16 protein-coding genes are annotated in these 17522 nt (G+C 40.3%); 12 read left to right on the top strand and 4 right to left on the bottom strand.

The window, feature by feature from the left end; all coding sequences use genetic code 11:
* Positions 1-33: 33 nt before the first annotated feature.
* Positions 34-375 carry a DUF1801 domain-containing protein gene (locus MHH63_RS13515; protein WP_076125767.1) on the top strand — a complete coding sequence of 114 codons (342 nt, stop codon included), beginning with the start codon at positions 34-36 and terminating at the stop codon, positions 373-375.
* Positions 376-455: 80 nt separating this feature from the next.
* On the opposite strand, the gene MHH63_RS13510 is transcribed toward MHH63_RS13515, so the two are convergent.
* The gene (locus tag MHH63_RS13510) at positions 456-878 is read right to left on the bottom strand and encodes a MarR family winged helix-turn-helix transcriptional regulator (RefSeq protein ID WP_256721010.1); all 423 of its coding nucleotides are present in this window, start codon (positions 876-878) and stop codon (positions 456-458) included.
* Positions 879-1154: 276 nt separating this feature from the next.
* Here MHH63_RS13510 and MHH63_RS13505 point away from each other — a divergent pair, with 276 nt between their 5' ends.
* Positions 1155-2678 (top strand): MDR family MFS transporter, encoded by a 1524-nt coding sequence (locus tag MHH63_RS13505; RefSeq protein WP_076184547.1) that lies wholly within the window; start codon positions 1155-1157, stop codon positions 2676-2678.
* A 78-nt stretch (positions 2679-2756) separates the two neighbouring features.
* Here the strand turns inward: MHH63_RS13505 and MHH63_RS13500 are convergent, their stop codons facing one another.
* Complete coding sequence (locus tag MHH63_RS13500; protein WP_076302045.1) at positions 2757-3842, bottom strand: helix-turn-helix transcriptional regulator; 1086 nt, start codon at positions 3840-3842, stop codon at positions 2757-2759.
* A 128-nt stretch (positions 3843-3970) separates the two neighbouring features.
* Between MHH63_RS13500 and MHH63_RS13495 the strand changes: the two genes are divergently transcribed.
* The 10 genes from MHH63_RS13495 (at position 3971) to MHH63_RS13450 (ending at position 15212) form a co-directional block, all read left to right on the top strand.
* On the top strand, positions 3971-5050 hold the full coding sequence (locus MHH63_RS13495; RefSeq protein ID WP_076184549.1) for a saccharopine dehydrogenase family protein: 1080 nt from the start codon (positions 3971-3973) through the stop codon (positions 5048-5050).
* A gap of 35 nt (positions 5051-5085) precedes the next feature.
* Positions 5086-5652, top strand: a complete 567-nt coding sequence (gene cysC / locus MHH63_RS13490) for an adenylyl-sulfate kinase (protein WP_076302047.1) — start codon at positions 5086-5088, stop codon at positions 5650-5652.
* A 166-nt stretch (positions 5653-5818) separates the two neighbouring features.
* Positions 5819-6589, top strand: a complete 771-nt coding sequence (locus MHH63_RS13485) for a flavodoxin family protein (protein WP_076302048.1) — start codon at positions 5819-5821, stop codon at positions 6587-6589.
* Positions 6590-6665: 76 nt separating this feature from the next.
* Entirely contained in the window at positions 6666-9050 is a 2385-nt protein-coding gene (locus MHH63_RS13480) for a polyprenyl synthetase family protein (protein ID WP_339282091.1), read from the top strand.
* A gap of 166 nt (positions 9051-9216) precedes the next feature.
* Positions 9217-9714: an RNA polymerase sigma factor gene (locus tag MHH63_RS13475; protein ID WP_076125874.1), complete on the top strand. Its 498-nt coding sequence runs from the start codon at positions 9217-9219 to the stop codon at positions 9712-9714.
* 17 nt (positions 9715-9731) lie between these two features.
* Positions 9732-11213, top strand: a complete 1482-nt coding sequence (locus MHH63_RS13470; protein WP_076184553.1) for a DUF4179 domain-containing protein — start codon at positions 9732-9734, stop codon at positions 11211-11213.
* 58 nt (positions 11214-11271) lie between these two features.
* A complete protein-coding gene (locus tag MHH63_RS13465; RefSeq protein WP_076184554.1) occupies positions 11272-11898 on the top strand; it encodes an HAD family hydrolase in 627 nt (208 codons plus the stop codon).
* A 223-nt stretch (positions 11899-12121) separates the two neighbouring features.
* Positions 12122-13489, top strand: a complete 1368-nt coding sequence (nhaC, locus tag MHH63_RS13460; RefSeq protein WP_076302050.1) for a Na+/H+ antiporter NhaC — start codon at positions 12122-12124, stop codon at positions 13487-13489.
* 94 nt (positions 13490-13583) lie between these two features.
* A complete protein-coding gene (locus MHH63_RS13455) occupies positions 13584-14804 on the top strand; it encodes a GNAT family N-acetyltransferase (protein ID WP_076302051.1) in 1221 nt (406 codons plus the stop codon).
* Positions 14805-14888: 84 nt separating this feature from the next.
* Positions 14889-15212, top strand: a complete 324-nt coding sequence (locus MHH63_RS13450; protein WP_076302052.1) for a hypothetical protein — start codon at positions 14889-14891, stop codon at positions 15210-15212.
* 44 nt (positions 15213-15256) lie between these two features.
* Here the strand turns inward: MHH63_RS13450 and MHH63_RS13445 are convergent, their stop codons facing one another.
* On the bottom strand, positions 15257-16132 hold the full coding sequence (locus MHH63_RS13445; protein WP_076302053.1) for a deoxyribonuclease IV: 876 nt from the start codon (positions 16130-16132) through the stop codon (positions 15257-15259).
* A gap of 200 nt (positions 16133-16332) precedes the next feature.
* The gene (locus tag MHH63_RS13440; RefSeq protein WP_076302054.1) at positions 16333-17364 is read right to left on the bottom strand and encodes a M23 family metallopeptidase; all 1032 of its coding nucleotides are present in this window, start codon (positions 17362-17364) and stop codon (positions 16333-16335) included.
* Positions 17365-17522: the final 158 nt, after the last annotated feature.

Raw genomic sequence — 17522 nt, 5'->3', positions numbered from 1 at the left:
AACCATTTAATTACTTAAAGGGAGAGATGAAAAATGAATCAGGAAGTAATCGATTTTATTGAAGCGCTAAAAGAATCATGGCAGGTGGAGTTGTCCACCTCACTACGTGAGGTTGTTCATCAGGCTATACCGGATGTGCAGGAACGTATTCAGTATAAGAAACCTCATTTTTTGAAAAATGGAAAATACGCTGCGGCCATCTCGACATCAAAAGACGCAGTCAGCTTTGTAATCTTTAATACAACCGAGCTAACGCTTCCAGAGGGAGTATTTGAGGGACCACCTGAAAGGAAAACCCTGAAGCTTCGAAAAGGAGACACATTTGATTCTGCACAATTGGTCTCTTTAGTTGCTCAAGCTTCAGCTTCTCTTTGATCCATACTTATATTAAAAGGACGATATCTCAAAGTCATTTGACTTCATGGGAGATCGTCCTTTTTGACGATTATACAGTTTTAGTTACTCGTTGTAGTGCTGAGATAGTGAATCTGCTCTTCCAGGATGGTACTTGCTTTGCCTAAAAATGTTGTTATAAGCTCAAGCTCCTGCTCAGTAAAGGAAGACGCCAGTTTAACCATCTTAGTGTGTAAAGGAAGGTAGGCATTTCCAACGTCGTTATTCTCATATAAAGGGACAATGATCACCTTACGACGGTCATTGAGGTCATGTTCTCTGCGAACAAAGCCGTTTTTTTCAAGTCGATCAACTAATGTGGTAATGCTGCCTGTAGTAAGTCCAGTTAATTTGGATAGCTCGCCGGCGGTGATAGGACCTTTTTCATGAAGGATATCTATAGATAGAAAATCGTTATTGTATAACCCTAGAGAAGTTGCTACTTTTTGCTGATACAAAACCGTTCGGCTACCTAGGCCCCGCATGCGTAAAGTTAAGTCTTCCTGCTGAATTGTAACTTGATTGTGTCGATCTCTTGACAAAAGAGGACCCTCCTTTTAAAATGTTTGTATCTTGATAGTCAAGATAATCAATGAACAAGATGCTTGATGAACATCTAATTAATTGTCTTGATTTTATCGAATTATTCACTAATTTGCAAAGGGTATAACATCACATGGTTTGGAATGAAGCCTGTGCACAATCCTTTAACAATTAGAGTAGAACTAAACATTTGGGAAAAGTGGAGGAGAAAAAGGAGCATGGAAAAGAAAAATAAAGTTGGGGTTATTATAGTAGCTCTATTGTTGGCTACACTTATGGCATCAATGGATAATACTATACTTGCAACCGCAATGGGAACCATTGTAGGTGACCTTGGCGGCTTTGACAAATTGATGTGGGTTACGTCCGCTTATATGATAGCTGAGATGGCGGGTATGCCGATTTTCGGTAAATTATCGGATATGTATGGACGTAAGCGATTTTTTATTTTCGGTATTATTGTTTTTATGATTGGTTCAGCTTTATGTGGTACGGCAAATTCTATTGTCCAGCTTAGTATTTATCGGGCAATTCAGGGTATTGGTGGAGGGGCACTCGTTCCTATTGCATTCACGATTATGTTCGATGTAGTGGCCCCAGAAAAACGGGGGAAAATCGGTGGGTTATTCGGTGCTGCCTATGGTATTTCCAGTATTTTTGGTCCTCTTATTGGCGCTTATATAGCGGATTATATTCATTGGTCTTGGGTCTTTTATATCAATTTACCCATTGGTGTTATTGCATTCTTTATGATCGCTTTCTTCTACAAAGAATCTGTTGAGCATTCCAAAGAGAAAATTGATTATCTTGGGGCTTTTACACTTGTAGCTTCAATCCTTTGTCTCATGTTTGCGATTGAGCTCGGGGGTAAGAAATATGCTTGGGACTCGACAATGATTCTGGGATTGTTTATGGCTTTTGTTGTGTTTTTAATTGGTTTTATTGTTATCGAACGTCGTGCAGAAGAGCCAATCATTACCTTTGGCATGTTCAAGAATCGTCTCTATTCTACGAGTAATGTTATGGCGATATTTAGCGGAGCGGCATTTATTACAGCCTCGGTGTACATTCCAATTTATATTCAAGGGGTTCTTGGCGGGTCTGCCACAAATTCGGGGCTTGTTCTACTTCCGATGATGATTGGTTCTGTTATCACTGCTGCTGGCGGAGGATTCTTGCTCTCTAAATTTAATTATCGCACGATCATGATTTCTACGTTAGTACTCCTTGTAGCAGGTATGGCTCTACTTACCACACTAACACCAGACTCCTCCCGGTTTATAGTCACTATTTTTATGTTTCTGGTGGGTCTTGGCATAGGTTCATCATTTTCTGTTCTAAGCAATGCAGCGATTCATGGATTTACAGCAAGACAACGGGGTTCTGCAAGTTCGACACTTAGCTTCACACGGGAGCTGGGAATGACACTTGGCATTACGGTATTTGGTATTATTCAAAGTCACATTTTTTCGAATAAACTAGCTTCCATGTTCAGTAAGGGAGGCGCGGCACCAGAAGGTGTTAATCTAAGTGATCCAAGTACAATTTTGACTCCCGACACACGGGCCAAAATCCCCTCTGAGGTTCTTGATAAAATCACCGAAGGATTATCTTCTTCTCTTGTTCATACCTTTGCTTGGGCGATTATTCCATCAGTTATAGCTCTAATGGCAGCATTTGTGATGAGCAGGGAGAAGTTTGATCCTGCTTCTGAGCTGGAAGAATTTACGGCATCGCATTAAGGAAATAAAAGATAAAATAAAAGCCCAAGTCCTTTGTTAATAAAGGCTTGGGCTTTTTTGATAAGAAGCTCGGCGATCCTATTTCTCTGAAATGCTATATCGAGAATGTAAATGCCAGATAAGCTCTCTACGGCTACTGACACCTGCTTTAGCGAAAATGGATTTTAAATGATCCTGAACCGTGTAAGCAGAAATATGTAACTCAGCAGCCAATTCTTTAGTAGATAATCCGCGAATTACTCCTTCAAGTAAATGCTGTTCCCGTTTCGTCAGATCATACGCTTCTGCAATGATAGGAAGCATATCTGCTGGACGTGCAGGCTCGAATGAAATAGCAATTTGCGTCTGACCGTCGTATGCATGAAGCCGGCTAGCCCGGATCACTAGATAAAGTCCGTCTGACATCCGGATACAGGACTTTGCCATCCCCGAAGATTCAGAGGGACTATTGATTGCTTGTGTGCTCACCGCCCGAATTGGTCGTGGCAGGATATGGTGATCAATTTTTTCTAATGAACGAAGTTTCTCTAACCAACGGTCCGCTGTAGGATTAGAGGAGAGGAGCATTAGTTGATCAGAAAGGACGGCAATTCCGGAACCGTAATCTTCTTCCAGCCAAGTCTGATTTCTCTCAGGCAACTCAAGACTGAAAGCCCGCATTCTAGCGGCAATCTCAGGAAGCATTAAGCTTATCCACTCACAATCTTCCAGTGAAAATACAGGCTGACCGGACTTTCTGTAAAGTGTCAGATACCCCCAACACGCATCTCCATGAACAAGTACAGCGCGTAATTCATCCTCAAATCCTGCCGGAGACAGTACTTTTTGATAGCGAGCACTCAAATCTGGCTGCCCTTCGGTTGCTTCATATAAAGTAGCTACGTGCACTTTACTATGAACCATTTGCTCATAGGGATTAATATCGTCTTCACCGTATTCGATCTGGAACAAGTGATGATGAATGGATTCCACGTTATCTTCTGTAACCGCACCTGTCGAGAGTAGTGTCTGTGGATCAACATGGGTACAACAGGCAGCATCAAAGGGTACAGCCTCGCGTAAAATCGACAGTAATGAAGTACGGTAGCTATGTGAAGATTCAGAAACAGCACCTAACCTTATGATTTGTTGTTTAATATGATTAAGTTGTCTTATGGTTTTCATAGGTCAGCCCTCTAGTCATGGAGTATAAAAACAAGTATCCCACATTTATGGGATAGTGAATGTAAACCATATCCGTATAATTGAGAATGGTTCTTAATTATTTCTATTATATAGGATGCGGTGATAAAATGCAGAGAAAAGAAGATATTGTAGTCGTCGGTGGATATGGCCATGTAGGGCGTACCATTTGTGAAATCTTAGAGAAAAAATATCCTGGAAAAGTATATGCTGCAGGGCGAAGCCTTGTAAAAGCAAAGCAATTCAGTCAAGCAACTAATGGGAAAATTAAGCCGATGCAGTTGGATATTAATAAACCTTTACCTACTGATAAGTTAGAACGAGTGAAATTAATCATTATGTGCTTAGATCAAACGGATACGGATTTTATAAGAGCGGTGTTTCGAAGCGGTATTCATTATGTGGATGTATCTGCGAACGGTTTGTTTTTGAATGAAATTGAGAAATACAAGAGAGAAGCTGAAGACAATGGGTCAAGTGCTGTCTTAAGTGTAGGACTTGCTCCCGGCATCACTAATCTCCTGGCCCTTGAAGCAGAGCGGCAGATGGATCAGATTGAGGAGATAGAAATTGCGATTATGCTCGGATTAGGTGATTCTCATGGCAAAGCGGCGCTAGAATGGACAGTTGACAGTTTAGCAGCTAAGTTCGAAGTGAAGCAGGATAATCGCCAGGTTGAGGTGGAGAGCTTTACAGACAGAAGGTTGTATCATTTTGGTGATGAGATGGGTAAGCGATATGCTTACCGTTTTCCATTCTCAGATCAACAGACACTTAGCAGAACACTAAAATCATCGTCTATCTCTACACGATTTTGTCTTGATTCAGCTGTAGTTACTAAAATACTGGCAATAACGAAAAGAACTGGAGCCGTTCGCTTACTGCAAATAGGCTGGCTGAAGAATTCAATTGTTCGTGTTATGGGGCGGCTGCATTTGGGGGATGATGGGTTCGCTATTAAGGTTGAGGCACATGGAAGAAATTCAGAAGGTAAATTACTTCATGCGGATTTTTTATTACAAGGAAAGAATCAATCTATCATTACGGCAAAAGTAACAGCGGCAGTAGCAAAACATCTATATGATTCACCACCCCCAGGTGGAGTTTACCATATTGAGCAGATGACTGATATAGCGTATATACAGAAGGAATTAGGATCAGCCATTTCTCTCAAGACTGCGGTAAACTAGTATAATATTAATCATATAGAAAGGGGCGTCTTAGAATGAATAGAAAAGATTGGGAGCTGTTGAACGGTCATAAAGCGGGCGTGTTTTGGTTCACAGGATTTTCAGGTTCAGGAAAAAGTACACTAGCACAACAAGCTGAAAAAGAATTGTTTAAGCAAGGCATCCGATGTGCTGTGATCGACGGCGACCAGCTAAGGAAAGGTTTGAATATTGATTTAGGCTTTTCAGAAGAGGATCGTAAAGAAAATATGCGTCGCGCAGCCGAAGTAGCATCTATGTTTTTGGATCTAGGCTTTATAGTGCTTGTCCCGATGATTTCACCTTCTTCAGCTGCTAGAGAAGCGATTAGATATCGTTTTCAGTCTGGCGAGTTTGCAGAGATTTATGTGCAATGTTCATTAGAAACCTGCGAACAACGTGATCCTAAAGGGCTGTATAAGAAAGCTAGAAAAGGTGAAATTCGTGAGTTTACAGGTATTGATGCTATTTATGAAGCCCCTGAACATGCCGAATTGACAGTTAACACAGAGATTTACGATATGGAGAGCAGTGTGAATCTGCTAGTTGATTTTGTTACACATAATTACGCTAAAAAGATATAGAGGGAAGTTAACAGAAGCCTGGTCAAGTCGGGCTTCTTTTTTTTGCATTCTCAAATGGAATTATATCGCATAAAAGGGATCAAGGTGCTACAATATGAATGAATAAAATATTATTCATTCATATTGATGGGTGTTATTCAAAATATGCATATATGGAGGGGTTCAAATGAAAAAAGTTACTGCATTTATTGGGAATCAACAAAAACATGCGACCTTTGAAGCGGTTTGTGAATTTGGCAATAATTTAAAAGCATATGGTGATATTGAATTTGAGTATGTCTTTTTAAAAGATTATCGGCTTGAATATTGCCGGGGCTGCAAGATATGTTTCAATAAAGGTGAGGAATATTGTCCACTAAAGGATGATCGCGATGTATTGATGGAGAAAATGATCCATTCTGACGGAATTATTTTCGCCACGCCTAATTATGCATTTCATGTATCGGCACCGATGAAGACCCTCTTGGACCGGCTTGCTTTTGTATTTCATAGACCTCGATTCTTCGGGAAAACCTTCACGGCTATTGTCAATCAGGGGATCTTTGGAGGCAGCAAAATTGTGAAATACCTTAGTAATATGGGCGAGAATTTCGGATTTCAAGTTACAAAAGGCTGTGTCTTGACTACTTTGGAGCCAAGAACAGAAGTTGCGCAGAAAAAAATGACGAGAGAAATAAAGAAAGCCTCCGAAAGATTCTATAAGGACCTTATGTCGCCCAAGACTCCAGTTCCTTCTTTTCTCAGATTAATGCTGTTTCGAATGTCACGTACAAGTATAAAAACAATGCTTGATGATCATTCCAAGGATTATCGTTATTACAAAGAACAAGGCTGGTTTGAGTCGGGTTATTATTATCCTGTTTCATTGGGTCCTATAAAAAGGACAGCGGGTCTGATCTTTGACTTTATTGGGAAACGTATGGCGAAGAATTCGTAACCATAAAGACACTTCTCCGTATAAGATATGAACATGACCGACAATTAACCAAAAGAGAAGTTGAGGTAATCCACCTATGAATGTGAATGTAACCGAACATGCCGATTCAGCCTATTCGCTAGCTGAGCAGAGGGCGGCTCAGTATTTTGTTTCACTGCACATGCAGTTCAAAGAAAAAACTTATGTATCTACTCTCACTGAAGATATTCAATTATGGAAAAAACATCATATTCATCGCCGCTCATGGTTGTCATTTTTCTCTAGAGGGAAAAGGAAACCTGATTCGCAGGATTATCATAGGTATATAGGCTGGCTAAATCTTAACGGTAAATTGGATGATTATTTAGATCGCAGCGTGTCCTATTTATATATGAGGGATCTGGGCAAAGCCTTGGATTCTACTGATACACAAAACAGGATTCAGCGAATGGTTGCTGACATTAGATCTCAATTGATCCCAGACGATTCAACAACGATAAGAGATCAATCGGAATTTATGAGCTTGGCAGGAGTATATCGCTGGGCGCAGAAAGAAGGCGTCGAGACCGCCACCATCTGGGTGATCGACAAGCTAAAGAACGTATCAACCCATATTCCGCAGGAAATGAATGCCGAACAAGCACAGCGTAAGTTAATTAAGATCATTATCGGGGTCATTCTGCATGTAATGGAGGAAATGGGGGAGAGTACCCCACCTTTGGAACGTTCTAAGAAGCTTAGTGAAGCCATTAGACTTGGTTATTCTTATGGGCTGACTTACCCTTTTATTGATGATCTTCTCGATTCCAGTGTCTTAACGGTTCAAGAAAAAGAGCAATTTTCCCTCATGATACGCGACGCTATCCTTACTAGATCTGTGCCTGAGCTTGAAGAATGGTCCGGAGAGAACATGGAATTCATTCGATACGTACATTCGGAGCTTAGTGAAGCTTTCGAATATATTAAAAGCTATCAACGTCCAGAAATGCAGAACATATTCTTCGAGCAATCCTTTGTGTTTTTTCAATCTCAGGAGCTGGACCGTGTTAAGGAACTTTCCAATGCTAAATACACCAATGAAGAGCTTTATATCCCCATTATCTTAAAATCCTCTTCTTCCCGTTTAATTGTCCGATCCGTTATTTGTGCACCTACAGATGATGGATTTGATCAACGCACTTTTTATTATGGTCTTTACAATCAACTGGCTGATGATTTTGCAGATATGTTTGACGATATGAAAGAGGGAGCGGTAACGCCGTATACCTATTTTCTGAAATACCGTGATCAACGTTCAGATTTGATAAACCCTTTTGAATTATACTGGACCGTCATCTCTCATCTAATCCATTCCGTATATCACTCCGATGCCAAAACCCGTGAAGTGATTCTAGATCGAGCAATTAACGGTTTGAAGCGTTGTAAAGTACGTGTGGGTACTGAAAAGTATAAAGAGATTATGGAGATCTTTGCTTCGGGTCAACCCGAATTTAATCGTCTCGTGCAGCAAATGGTGTTGAAAGCTGATGATGTGGATTTTTTTGACAAACTACTAAGAGATCAAATGCTTATGAATTTAAAAAACAACAAGCAGGAAAAGGTGGATTTTCACAATACGATTCAAAAGGTTCGTGGTGAAATCAACAATCAATTGCCGATTAATAAACCTGTTGGGACACCAGCTATGAAAGAAATGTTAATTGATGCAGCCAATTATAGTTTAGAGGGTGATGGCAAGCGAATACGACCTATCCTCACTTGGGTTATGGGGGTGAACGAATACGGATTAGACAGTGCGGCAATTGTGCCGCTTTTGAGGTCTTTGGAATATATGCATACTGCATCCTTAATTTTCGATGATCTGCCCTCTCAGGATAATGCCCCCACTCGAAGAGGCCGTTCAACTCTACATGAGGTGTATAATAGCGCAACGGCGGAATTGACAGGACTCTTTCTAATTCAGAAGTCGATTGAGGAACAGGCATCCCTTCATACATTCGATTCTATATCCGTAATTGCTTTAATGCAATATTCAGCTCAAAAGGCGGAAGATACCTGCATGGGGCAAGCGATGGATTTGAATTCTAAAGGGAAAGCATTGACGCTAGAGCAATTAAATATGATTTGCTTCTATAAGACGGGCATTGCGTTCGAAGCTTCACTAGTTATGCCAGCGATTCTCGCACAGGTTAAGGAGACAGAAATTGAAGCTTTGAAGAAATTCGCTTATCATGCGGGGATTGCTTTTCAGATTAAAGATGATTTACTCGACTTGGAAGGGGATTTACAATTACTGGGTAAGCCCACAGGGCAGGATGTTGAGAATAACAATGCAACGTTTGTCTCCATTCTGGGTTCAGAAGGCGCTAGAAAAGAGATGTGGGAGCACTATTGTCTTGCCATGGAGGCGCTAAAAGAGATCCCCCGCAATATCAATTTTTTAAAACATCTATTGAATTATATGGTTAATCGTGATCGATAAATATGAAAATGGAGTGTTGGCATCTTTGCCAGCACTTTTTTATGAAAAAAATCAATCGTTTTTACGTTCAACTCCGTCTTACTTATAAGAACCTCAGAACGATGACTTTATCCTAATACCGACACTGACAAAAAAAGAGGGGGTGTGGTGAGTGGTGGATAGGACGATGGACGAGGTCAGAATGGTTGATTTTGCCCGAATGGATGAGGAAGTTTTCTTTAAACGCCTGTATGTGGAGCATCGGAAAATGTACACCGTCGCTTATAGTTATCTACGGACAGAAGCGGACGCGTTAGAAGTTGTACAAGAGGCTTCATGTCGAGCCTGGATGAAACGTAAGAAGCTTAAAGATGAACAGTCATTTACACCTTGGTTGATTCGAATTACGATCAATTGCTGTATGGATGAACTACGACGAAAAAAACGAGTGATTCCTACGGAGAAGCTGGCAGAGGTTGCAACTCAGGAAATGAAAAGTAACGACCGGATTGATCTGGAACGTGCTCTGAACAGGTTAAAGCCCAAATATCGGCATGTGGTACTTCTTAAATATTACAATGACATGACTACAATCGAAATCGCAAAAGTGCTAAAAAAACCTGAAGGTACAATCAAAACCTGGTTACGCGAGGGACTTAAACAGCTTCGTAATGTGTTGAAGTGATATGGGAGGTGAACAGAGTGACAGATAAAGAAGATCGTATTTTGCAGAAAAATGTTGATGAAATGAATCAGAATACTGAAACTTTACAGGAAATGAAAATTTATAACGCGATGCGAAAGGGAATTATGGAAGGAAAAAAACGTGAGAAACGCCGCGTTTATACCGCAGGTTTGGGAGTGATCGCAGCTGCAGCCGCAGCCCTATTATTTACATACTCTTCAATCGGGTTACCGGCCAAGGAAGTGGCTCAACCTTCAGTTCAAACCGCCAGCCCTAAAAATACAGATGATTTTGCAGCGTATCGTTCATTTTCAAGGTTAGAACCAGCGCTTGCTAGTGCTCTGGAACAGAATCTCGTGATGCCGGTGGGTCAGAGCGCGGAAAACAAGGGGTACCGAGTAGATGTAACTGGTGCAGTAACAGATGGAAGGAAGGTGTATATTCTATACAGTGTTCAGAACAATACAGACAAAGAAGTTATACATGCGAATTTTGCGCTTCAATATGAAGGCATACAGGAGTCGAATCTACATAAAGGTGCTGCACTAAGTATGCTTGCCAGCGATAACCGAATTCAACCAGGCCAGTCTAAGGATTTTATATACACTACTAGTCTTTCACCAACGGTTAAATATCCAAAGGAAGTAAACTATAATGTCATTCTCACTGAAACTTCAGATAAGGCGCTACAATCCAGTAGTAATAAGTACCGGACTAATCTGGATGTTGCTTTCGAACTTAATCCTGATATGCTCAAAGCACAGGAAAGAATTCTAAAAACGGATAAAACGCTGACAGTTGACGGGCAAAAGATTAAAGTGAATCTAGTGCAATATACACCGCTTAGTACCTATGTAGATTTGGAGTATGATCTGAACAATGATAAACAAATTTTTCAATTGATTAATCCAGTTCTGATTAATACAAATGGGGGAGCTACCGAAAAATTATTTTACCCCGACATCGTCAACTCTGACAATTCTGAAGTCTATTCGGACAACACCAAGTTTACGCTGGTGTTCAGGAACAGCCAGAGCAGCCTAAACCGTCAGCCAGACACCGTTTCATTAAAAACCTTTGGTATCTCGGCAGTGGAAAAGAATAAAATGAAAATTGTTGTCGATCTCAATAAGCAGCAAATCATTGAAGCACCGGGAAGCGGCCTTGAGCTTGTTTCTCCAACGCAAGAGAATTATGCAGATGAAGGAGAGATCTTGTTACGGCATACAATTACTGATGCCGAATATTTAAAATACTATACTAGACTTGCTGAGACTTTTACTGATGCGGAAGGAAATGTGCATAAAAGAGCAATCAAAACAACTTCGGCAGGAAACTTCGGTGGCTACATGACTTCAAAGGAGGGTACAGCCGTGGATGAAATGCGTTATACTTTTGGAAAGGGAGCGAAAGATTATCCTCAACCCCTAACGATTACGCTAGAGAAATATATCAATCCGATTATGGATACACAAGCCGTAGAGTTATTTTCTAAGTAATAGATTAAGCTTAACGATTAATAATCTTGTATTTGTTGTAATCCTATAGGAGGTAGTTATGCGTAAATATAACACTGTAATCTTTGATGTGGATGGAACCTTAATTGATACAGAAATCGCTGTTCTGAGTTCTCTGCAAAAGATGTTAAAGGTGGATCATAACAGAGAGTATGAATTGTCAGAGCTCTATTTTGTGTTAGGTATTCCCGGTTCAGCTTCATTACCACAACTTGGGATCGAAGATATTCATGAGGGCAATGAGAGATGGAATGTTTTCATGAAAGATTTCTATGATACTATTAACATCTTTGACGGAATTGTAGATGTAATGAGTTCATTACAGTCAAAAGAGATCGTTCAAGGAATTGTGACTTCCAAGACAAGAGCTGAGCTAAATGATGATTTCGTTCCATTTGGCTTAACTAAATATTTATCATATACCGTTATCGCAGAAGATACAGCAAAGCATAAGCCACATCCAGACCCCTTGCTAGAATTTATTAGAGTATCAAAAGCAAACCCTGAATCATCTATTTACATAGGGGATACGATTTATGATTATGAATGTGCACGAGATGCTGGTGTCGATTTTGGATTAGCTTTATGGGGATGCAAGCAGCATGAGCATATTCCCGCGAAATATAAATTTGAAACTCCGCAGGATATTTTAAAGCTGCAATTGTAAAGTGAATAGGATGAATATAAAGCAGAGCGGCATTTTGCCCTCTGTTTTTTTAATGGAAAAACCTTCATTGTATGTTCTTAACATTGACTCTTCTCTATCTTATCGTTAATATTACCTCTGTGCTTCATTGCCCAAAAGCCTAAAAGCTTAAAAGCTTAAAAGTAAGGAAGCGCCGCAATCTCCGAATTTTATCCCAATCACAATGTTAAGGAGCACTATCGTTATGGACCGTCAGCTTAGTTTTTCAAAAAGTATGATTATCATCGCTTTTATTTTTGCACTTCTTTTTGTATCTATTTTCCTATTAAAAGCAGAACCTCATATCCCCCTTCTCGCAACCACAGTTGGCACAGCAGTCTTATTGGGTTTATTTGGCGTGTCATGGAAAGATATTGAGGCAGCTATCATTAAAGGCATCCAAACAGCTATAATGCCCATTCTTATCCTCATGCTAATCGGAATATTGATCGCTGTATGGATGATGAGTGGTACGGTGCCTACACTTTTATTTTATGGTATGGATTATATTAATCCGAACTACTTTGCAGTAAGCGCGTTATATGTCACAATTGTCGTCTCTATGTTTACTGGAAGCTCATTCACCACCGTTAGCACGATCGGCGTAGCTTTGATGGGTATTGCTTTGACGACAGGGATTTCTCCCACACTTGCTGCTGGAGCGATCATTTGCGGAGCTTGTTTTGGTGATAAAATGTCACCCTTATCCGATACGACGAATTTTGCACCTGCAGTGGTAGGTATATCCTTGTTCACACATATTCGTAATATGATGTACACAACGATTCCGGCGCTTATAATAACTACTGTCTTTTTCTTGTTCGCACCAAAAGCCGATGCGATTGATTTATCGTCGATTCAGGGGATTAAGTTTGCTCTACAAGATGGATTTCATATCCACTGGTTGACTTTGATCTCACCACTTGCCGTTATTATTTGCTCAATCAAACGAATCCCAATCCTTCCTACACTGATAGTTGGTATTGTTACTGGTCTTCTAGTGACCGCTATTATTCAGCAGCAGGCAGAAATCGGTGTCTGGTTCAGTGTGATGCAGAATGGATACGAAAGTACTATTGCCAATGAAACCGTTGCTTCTATCGTTAACCGAGGTGGAATGCAATCAATGATGAGTTCCGTTTCACTTATCTTGATTGCTTTATCATTAGGCGGACTAATACAACATTGTGGTGTCATAGAGGCTTTTTTTCGCAAAATCATTCAACCCCTCAAACGTAAAAGCAGTATCGTGCTTATGAGCGGCGCATCATCCATTGCGGTTAATGGGATGACTGGTGAACAGTATCTTTCTATTTTGTTGCCTGGTCAAATGTTCAAAGATGAATATAATCGCCGAGGCATTCCAGCAAAGACACTATCCCGTACGTTAGAGGATTGTGGAACCCTTGTTAATCCTTTAATTCCTTGGGGAGTTAGCGGTGCTTTTTTCGCTGCTACACTAGGTGTGCCGGTAATTGAATATATACCTTATGCCACCCTTTTGTGGTTAAGCCCATTCATCACGTTTGCGTATGCTTTGATCCCGAAGCTGCAAAAGAACTCGTTAGGCTAACCTTCTCTGAAAGAATGTATTTATTGTACGGATATTAAGAATAATAAGAGTGATTTCTGATTTATATCTGGGGAATTCAGCGGGGGTATTGCTAGTGAGTCGCAATAAGTTGCAGGATAGAATCAGGTTAGCAAATGTCGAGACTAAACATGCAGAGCAATTTAATAATTTATTACGTTATGTATTTCAAGTGACGAATCGTGATTTACAAATCTTTGGTTGGGAAAATCGTGAAATCACCCAAGCGAAGCTGCCAGTTCTAAAGTATGCTGATGTGGTCGGTTGGTTTGATGGTGATAAATTGATTTCACAGTTAGCAGTATACCCATTTCAAGTAAATATTTTTGGGCGAATTTATGAGATGGGTGGCCTGACGGGTGTTGGAACCTATCCCGAATATGCTAATTTAGGTTTAATGAATAAGCTGATGTTGCATGCATTAACTAAAATGCGGGGCCGCAAGCAATCAATTTCTTATCTATTTCCGTATTCTATTCCGTATTATAGGCGGAAAGGCTGGGAGATCATTACCGATAAAATCTCATTTGAAGTTCCGGATACCCAGCTGCCGAAAACTAAAAAAGTTCCTGGGAACGTGGAGCGGGTAACTATTGAACATCCAGATATCAAGGAGATATATGATCAGTTCTCCATGCAGCATCATGGAGCTATGCTTCGAAATAAGTTGGCTTGGGAAGAATATTTACGCTGGGATCTGGATGAAATGACAGTGGGCATCTACTATAACAATGATGATTTGCCCACAGGGTATTTGTTGTATTGGGTTGCTGAGGAGATCTTTTACATCAAAGAAATGGTATATATTAACGAAGAAGCTCGCGTGGGATTATGGAACTTTATAAGTGCACATTTTTCGATGATTACTCTTGTCAAAGGGGATATTTATAAAGGGGAGCCGCTTTCCTTCGTTTTAGATGATGGTGACATCAAGGAAACCATTGCTCCTTATTTTATGGCCCGGATAGTGGATGTGCAATTATTTATCGAACAGTATCCGTTTAAAAAACAGGATAAAGATGGTTGCCTTATCTTCACCTTGAGTGATCCGATGCTGGAATGGAACCGGGGTACATTTACGCTTAATGTGGATAAGGATGGAACAGGTATTTTGCACGCAGGAGGGACTAACCCTTCCTTGTTGATTGACATTCCTACTTTAACCACGATGTTAATGGGCTATAAGCGACCTACCTATTTGGCTAGGATCGGTCGGATCCAGGCAGATGAAGCTACAGTTCAATTCCTGGAAGGGTTAATCAGGCCAGAACATCCTTATTTCTCTGATTATTTTTAAAAAGCATACTCTAATGAGTGTGCTTTTTTGTTCTTTTATAGTAGAATTGATTCTCGGCAACACTAAATGATATGGGGTGTAAGAATGGCGATTAATTTCACCAAACCAATGATCCAAAGGTTAGAACAAGAAATCATAGAGGTAGAGAGCAAACTCAAAAACGTGAAGAACAAAAAGGAAAAATCCAAATTCAAAATTAATCAATTAGAACAGGATATGAAATTTAGCAAGTCTCACACAGATTTGAGCAGTAAAATGACGCGAATCAAAAAGCTTAACGATGAAATTAAAAACATGAATCGCCTGCAAGCTGATCTTTCCAAAGAATTAACAGCAAAGAAAAACTCGTTAAAAAAACTCCAGCTAAATGGAACCGCACCTACTACAATTGATTCCACAAAAGGATAGTCGATCATGGCTGCACAGATGAAAAACCGCGTAATTGGCGGTTTTTATTTTTTTACCAGCTCATTTGTTTCTCTCCTTAACAAGGAAATCTCATGCTTATAGGGTGCGTTTACATATTTCTTTTCACCGATGGAGGGAGTCTCTAGGAGTTTGGGAATGGTTGATAGTTGAGGATGGTGGACCACATATCGAAGCGCCTGAAGGCCGATATATCCGTGTCCTATATTTTCGTGCCTGTCTTTATGTGAGCCCATAATATTCTTTGAATCATTGACGTGAATTACCTTTAGTCGCTCTATTCCGATCAATCGATCAAATTTATCCAATATACCATCAAAATCTTCTTTTACGTTATAACCGGCATCATGGATATGGCAAGTATCCAAACAAATTGATAGACGCTCATTATGGGTCACTCCATCAATAATAGCTGCAAGTTCTTCAAAAGAGACTCCACATTCACTACCTTTTCCAGCCATAGTTTCTAATGAAACCTGAACATTTCGTTTATCTGTTAGCACTTCGTTTAAGCCTTCCACGATCCGAGAGATTCCAGCTTGAGAGCCAGCACCAACATGGGAGCCAGGATGTAGGACGATTTGGGTTGAACCCAAAGCTTCTGTTCTTATGATTTCTGATTGAAGAAACTCTATACTATGCTCAAAGACCTGTGCCGAAAGTGTATTTCCTAAGTTAACAATAAATGGAGCGTGTACAATAATATTAGAAATACCGTTATCTCTCATATGAGCATGTCCCGCTTCAATATTCAAAGCTTCAATGGGTTTGCGGCGTGTATTTTGTGGGGCTCCGGTATAAAAAAGGAAGGTGGTCGCTCCATAAGAGGCTGCCTCTTCACTAGCTCGAAGGAGCATTTTTGTTCCGGTCATAGACACATGAGAGCCTAGGAGTAAAGACATCGGGGTTGACACTTCCTTTCCTCTGAAAAGAGAGCCATATTTAGTCACTATATATCCTATATGTCTATTATTATTTGTGAATTACCCGGATTATATGTATTGGTATTACAAGAAAGTAGGATGTTTTTTAGGGAAGATCAAGGTTGTCTCATCTGATTTATTATTTATGAGAGACAACCTTAGCGACCCGGAATTTAGCGCTAATTAGCGGCGGAAATAGTCTCACCTTGAATTGGTTTTAAATTTTTCTCCCATTTAACTCTGATTGCCCGGGAAGTGAATAGATCAGCTCCATCTGAGATTTGGAAGTGTAGATGGGTCTCGCTCGTATTACCAGAATTACCTGTTAAGCCAATAACTTCACCTTTTTCGACTTTATCCCCCGGTTTTACAGTAACTGACCCTTGTTTGAGATGCGCCAAATGACTATATTCCCCGCCATGATCAATGACAACGATATTTCCGGTAGCTTGATTCGGATTCATGACCCCAACTGGCTCATTGTCTTTAATGTCATTCACAACCGATACAACGGTGCCGTCCGCTGGAGCGAGAATGTTTTTGCCAAAGGCATAATAGCTTTCATTTTTTAGTGGATCTCCTGTATAGGAATAGTTATCTTTGGTTTGTATAAAATCGTAAGCGTACCGCTGGATTTCTAACTCATAATGATAATTCACAAGCACATTTTCACCACCCCAAAATACATACCAATCTCCCTCAAACGGCAGTGCGTATTCATGTTTACTTAGTACATTGTCGGTTTCAGGAGAAGGGGTAAGCTCTTGAACTTGAATTAATGTAATCGTCCCATCCGGATCAAACATCCCGACAAGCCCCTTATTGCCAGCATCACTAACCCATGTGCGTCGATCAAATCCATTAAGCTGCATGGTCGATGCCTTTTCCAATGTATGGATACCCTTTGTGAATTCTTTTCCTGTCTCTGTTAATTCTGCTTCACTTATTTCATCTTTTAAAGGCTGATTAAAGCGGGCATACAACTCCTTGTACTTCCCGTCCAGTAGAATCTTTGATAGTTCATCTGGAGCAAATCCGCTCAGAATGGCAGCTGTGGCCGGGCTTGTTGTCTGCTCCGCCTTTTCAGTAGTCGGCACATCTGCATTCTCTCCTCCACAGGCAGCCATTAATAAAGACAGTGACCCTACAGCCAAGGCAGTTCTTGTATTCAAAATAACTTTATGAATGATTTTTTTAGGTTTTTTGTTCATATATATCGCCTCCCAGTATTACGATTGTAGCAGTCTATCCTTAGCTCTTCTGAAATTCTATATTAACACTTACATAATTTACTAGCTATTTAATGAATACGAATTAAGCTTCCGTTAAGATTAGTAAGATTGCTAGCCAAAAAAATCATGCTATGATG

The organism is Paenibacillus sp. FSL H3-0310 (assembly GCF_038002785.1).
GTDB lineage: Bacteria > Bacillota > Bacilli > Paenibacillales > Paenibacillaceae > Paenibacillus_AQ > Paenibacillus_AQ odorifer.
The sequence above is the reverse complement of the archived record's forward strand: the minus strand, read 5'-3'. Positions and strand labels throughout refer to the sequence as shown.

Excerpts from the sequence above, each read along its gene's own strand:
- MHH63_RS13515 (WP_076125767.1), top strand. The coding sequence starts at position 34 with ATGAATCAGGAAGTAATCGATTTTATTGAAGCGCTAAAAGAATCATGG.
- MHH63_RS13510 (WP_256721010.1), bottom strand. The coding sequence starts at position 878 with ATGCGGGGCCTAGGTAGCCGAACGGTTTTGTATCAGCAAAAAGTAGCA.
- MHH63_RS13505 (WP_076184547.1), top strand. The coding sequence starts at position 1,155 with ATGGAAAAGAAAAATAAAGTTGGGGTTATTATAGTAGCTCTATTGTTG.
- MHH63_RS13500 (WP_076302045.1), bottom strand. The coding sequence starts at position 3,842 with ATGAAAACCATAAGACAACTTAATCATATTAAACAACAAATCATAAGG.
- MHH63_RS13495 (WP_076184549.1), top strand. The coding sequence starts at position 3,971 with ATGCAGAGAAAAGAAGATATTGTAGTCGTCGGTGGATATGGCCATGTA.
- cysC (WP_076302047.1), top strand. The coding sequence starts at position 5,086 with ATGAATAGAAAAGATTGGGAGCTGTTGAACGGTCATAAAGCGGGCGTG.
- MHH63_RS13485 (WP_076302048.1), top strand. The coding sequence starts at position 5,819 with ATGAAAAAAGTTACTGCATTTATTGGGAATCAACAAAAACATGCGACC.
- MHH63_RS13480 (WP_339282091.1), top strand. The coding sequence starts at position 6,666 with ATGAATGTGAATGTAACCGAACATGCCGATTCAGCCTATTCGCTAGCT.
- MHH63_RS13475 (WP_076125874.1), top strand. The coding sequence starts at position 9,217 with ATGGACGAGGTCAGAATGGTTGATTTTGCCCGAATGGATGAGGAAGTT.
- MHH63_RS13465 (WP_076184554.1), top strand. The coding sequence starts at position 11,272 with ATGCGTAAATATAACACTGTAATCTTTGATGTGGATGGAACCTTAATT.
- nhaC (WP_076302050.1), top strand. The coding sequence starts at position 12,122 with ATGGACCGTCAGCTTAGTTTTTCAAAAAGTATGATTATCATCGCTTTT.
- MHH63_RS13450 (WP_076302052.1), top strand. The coding sequence starts at position 14,889 with ATGGCGATTAATTTCACCAAACCAATGATCCAAAGGTTAGAACAAGAA.
- MHH63_RS13445 (WP_076302053.1), bottom strand. The coding sequence starts at position 16,132 with ATGTCTTTACTCCTAGGCTCTCATGTGTCTATGACCGGAACAAAAATG.
- MHH63_RS13440 (WP_076302054.1), bottom strand. The coding sequence starts at position 17,364 with ATGAACAAAAAACCTAAAAAAATCATTCATAAAGTTATTTTGAATACA.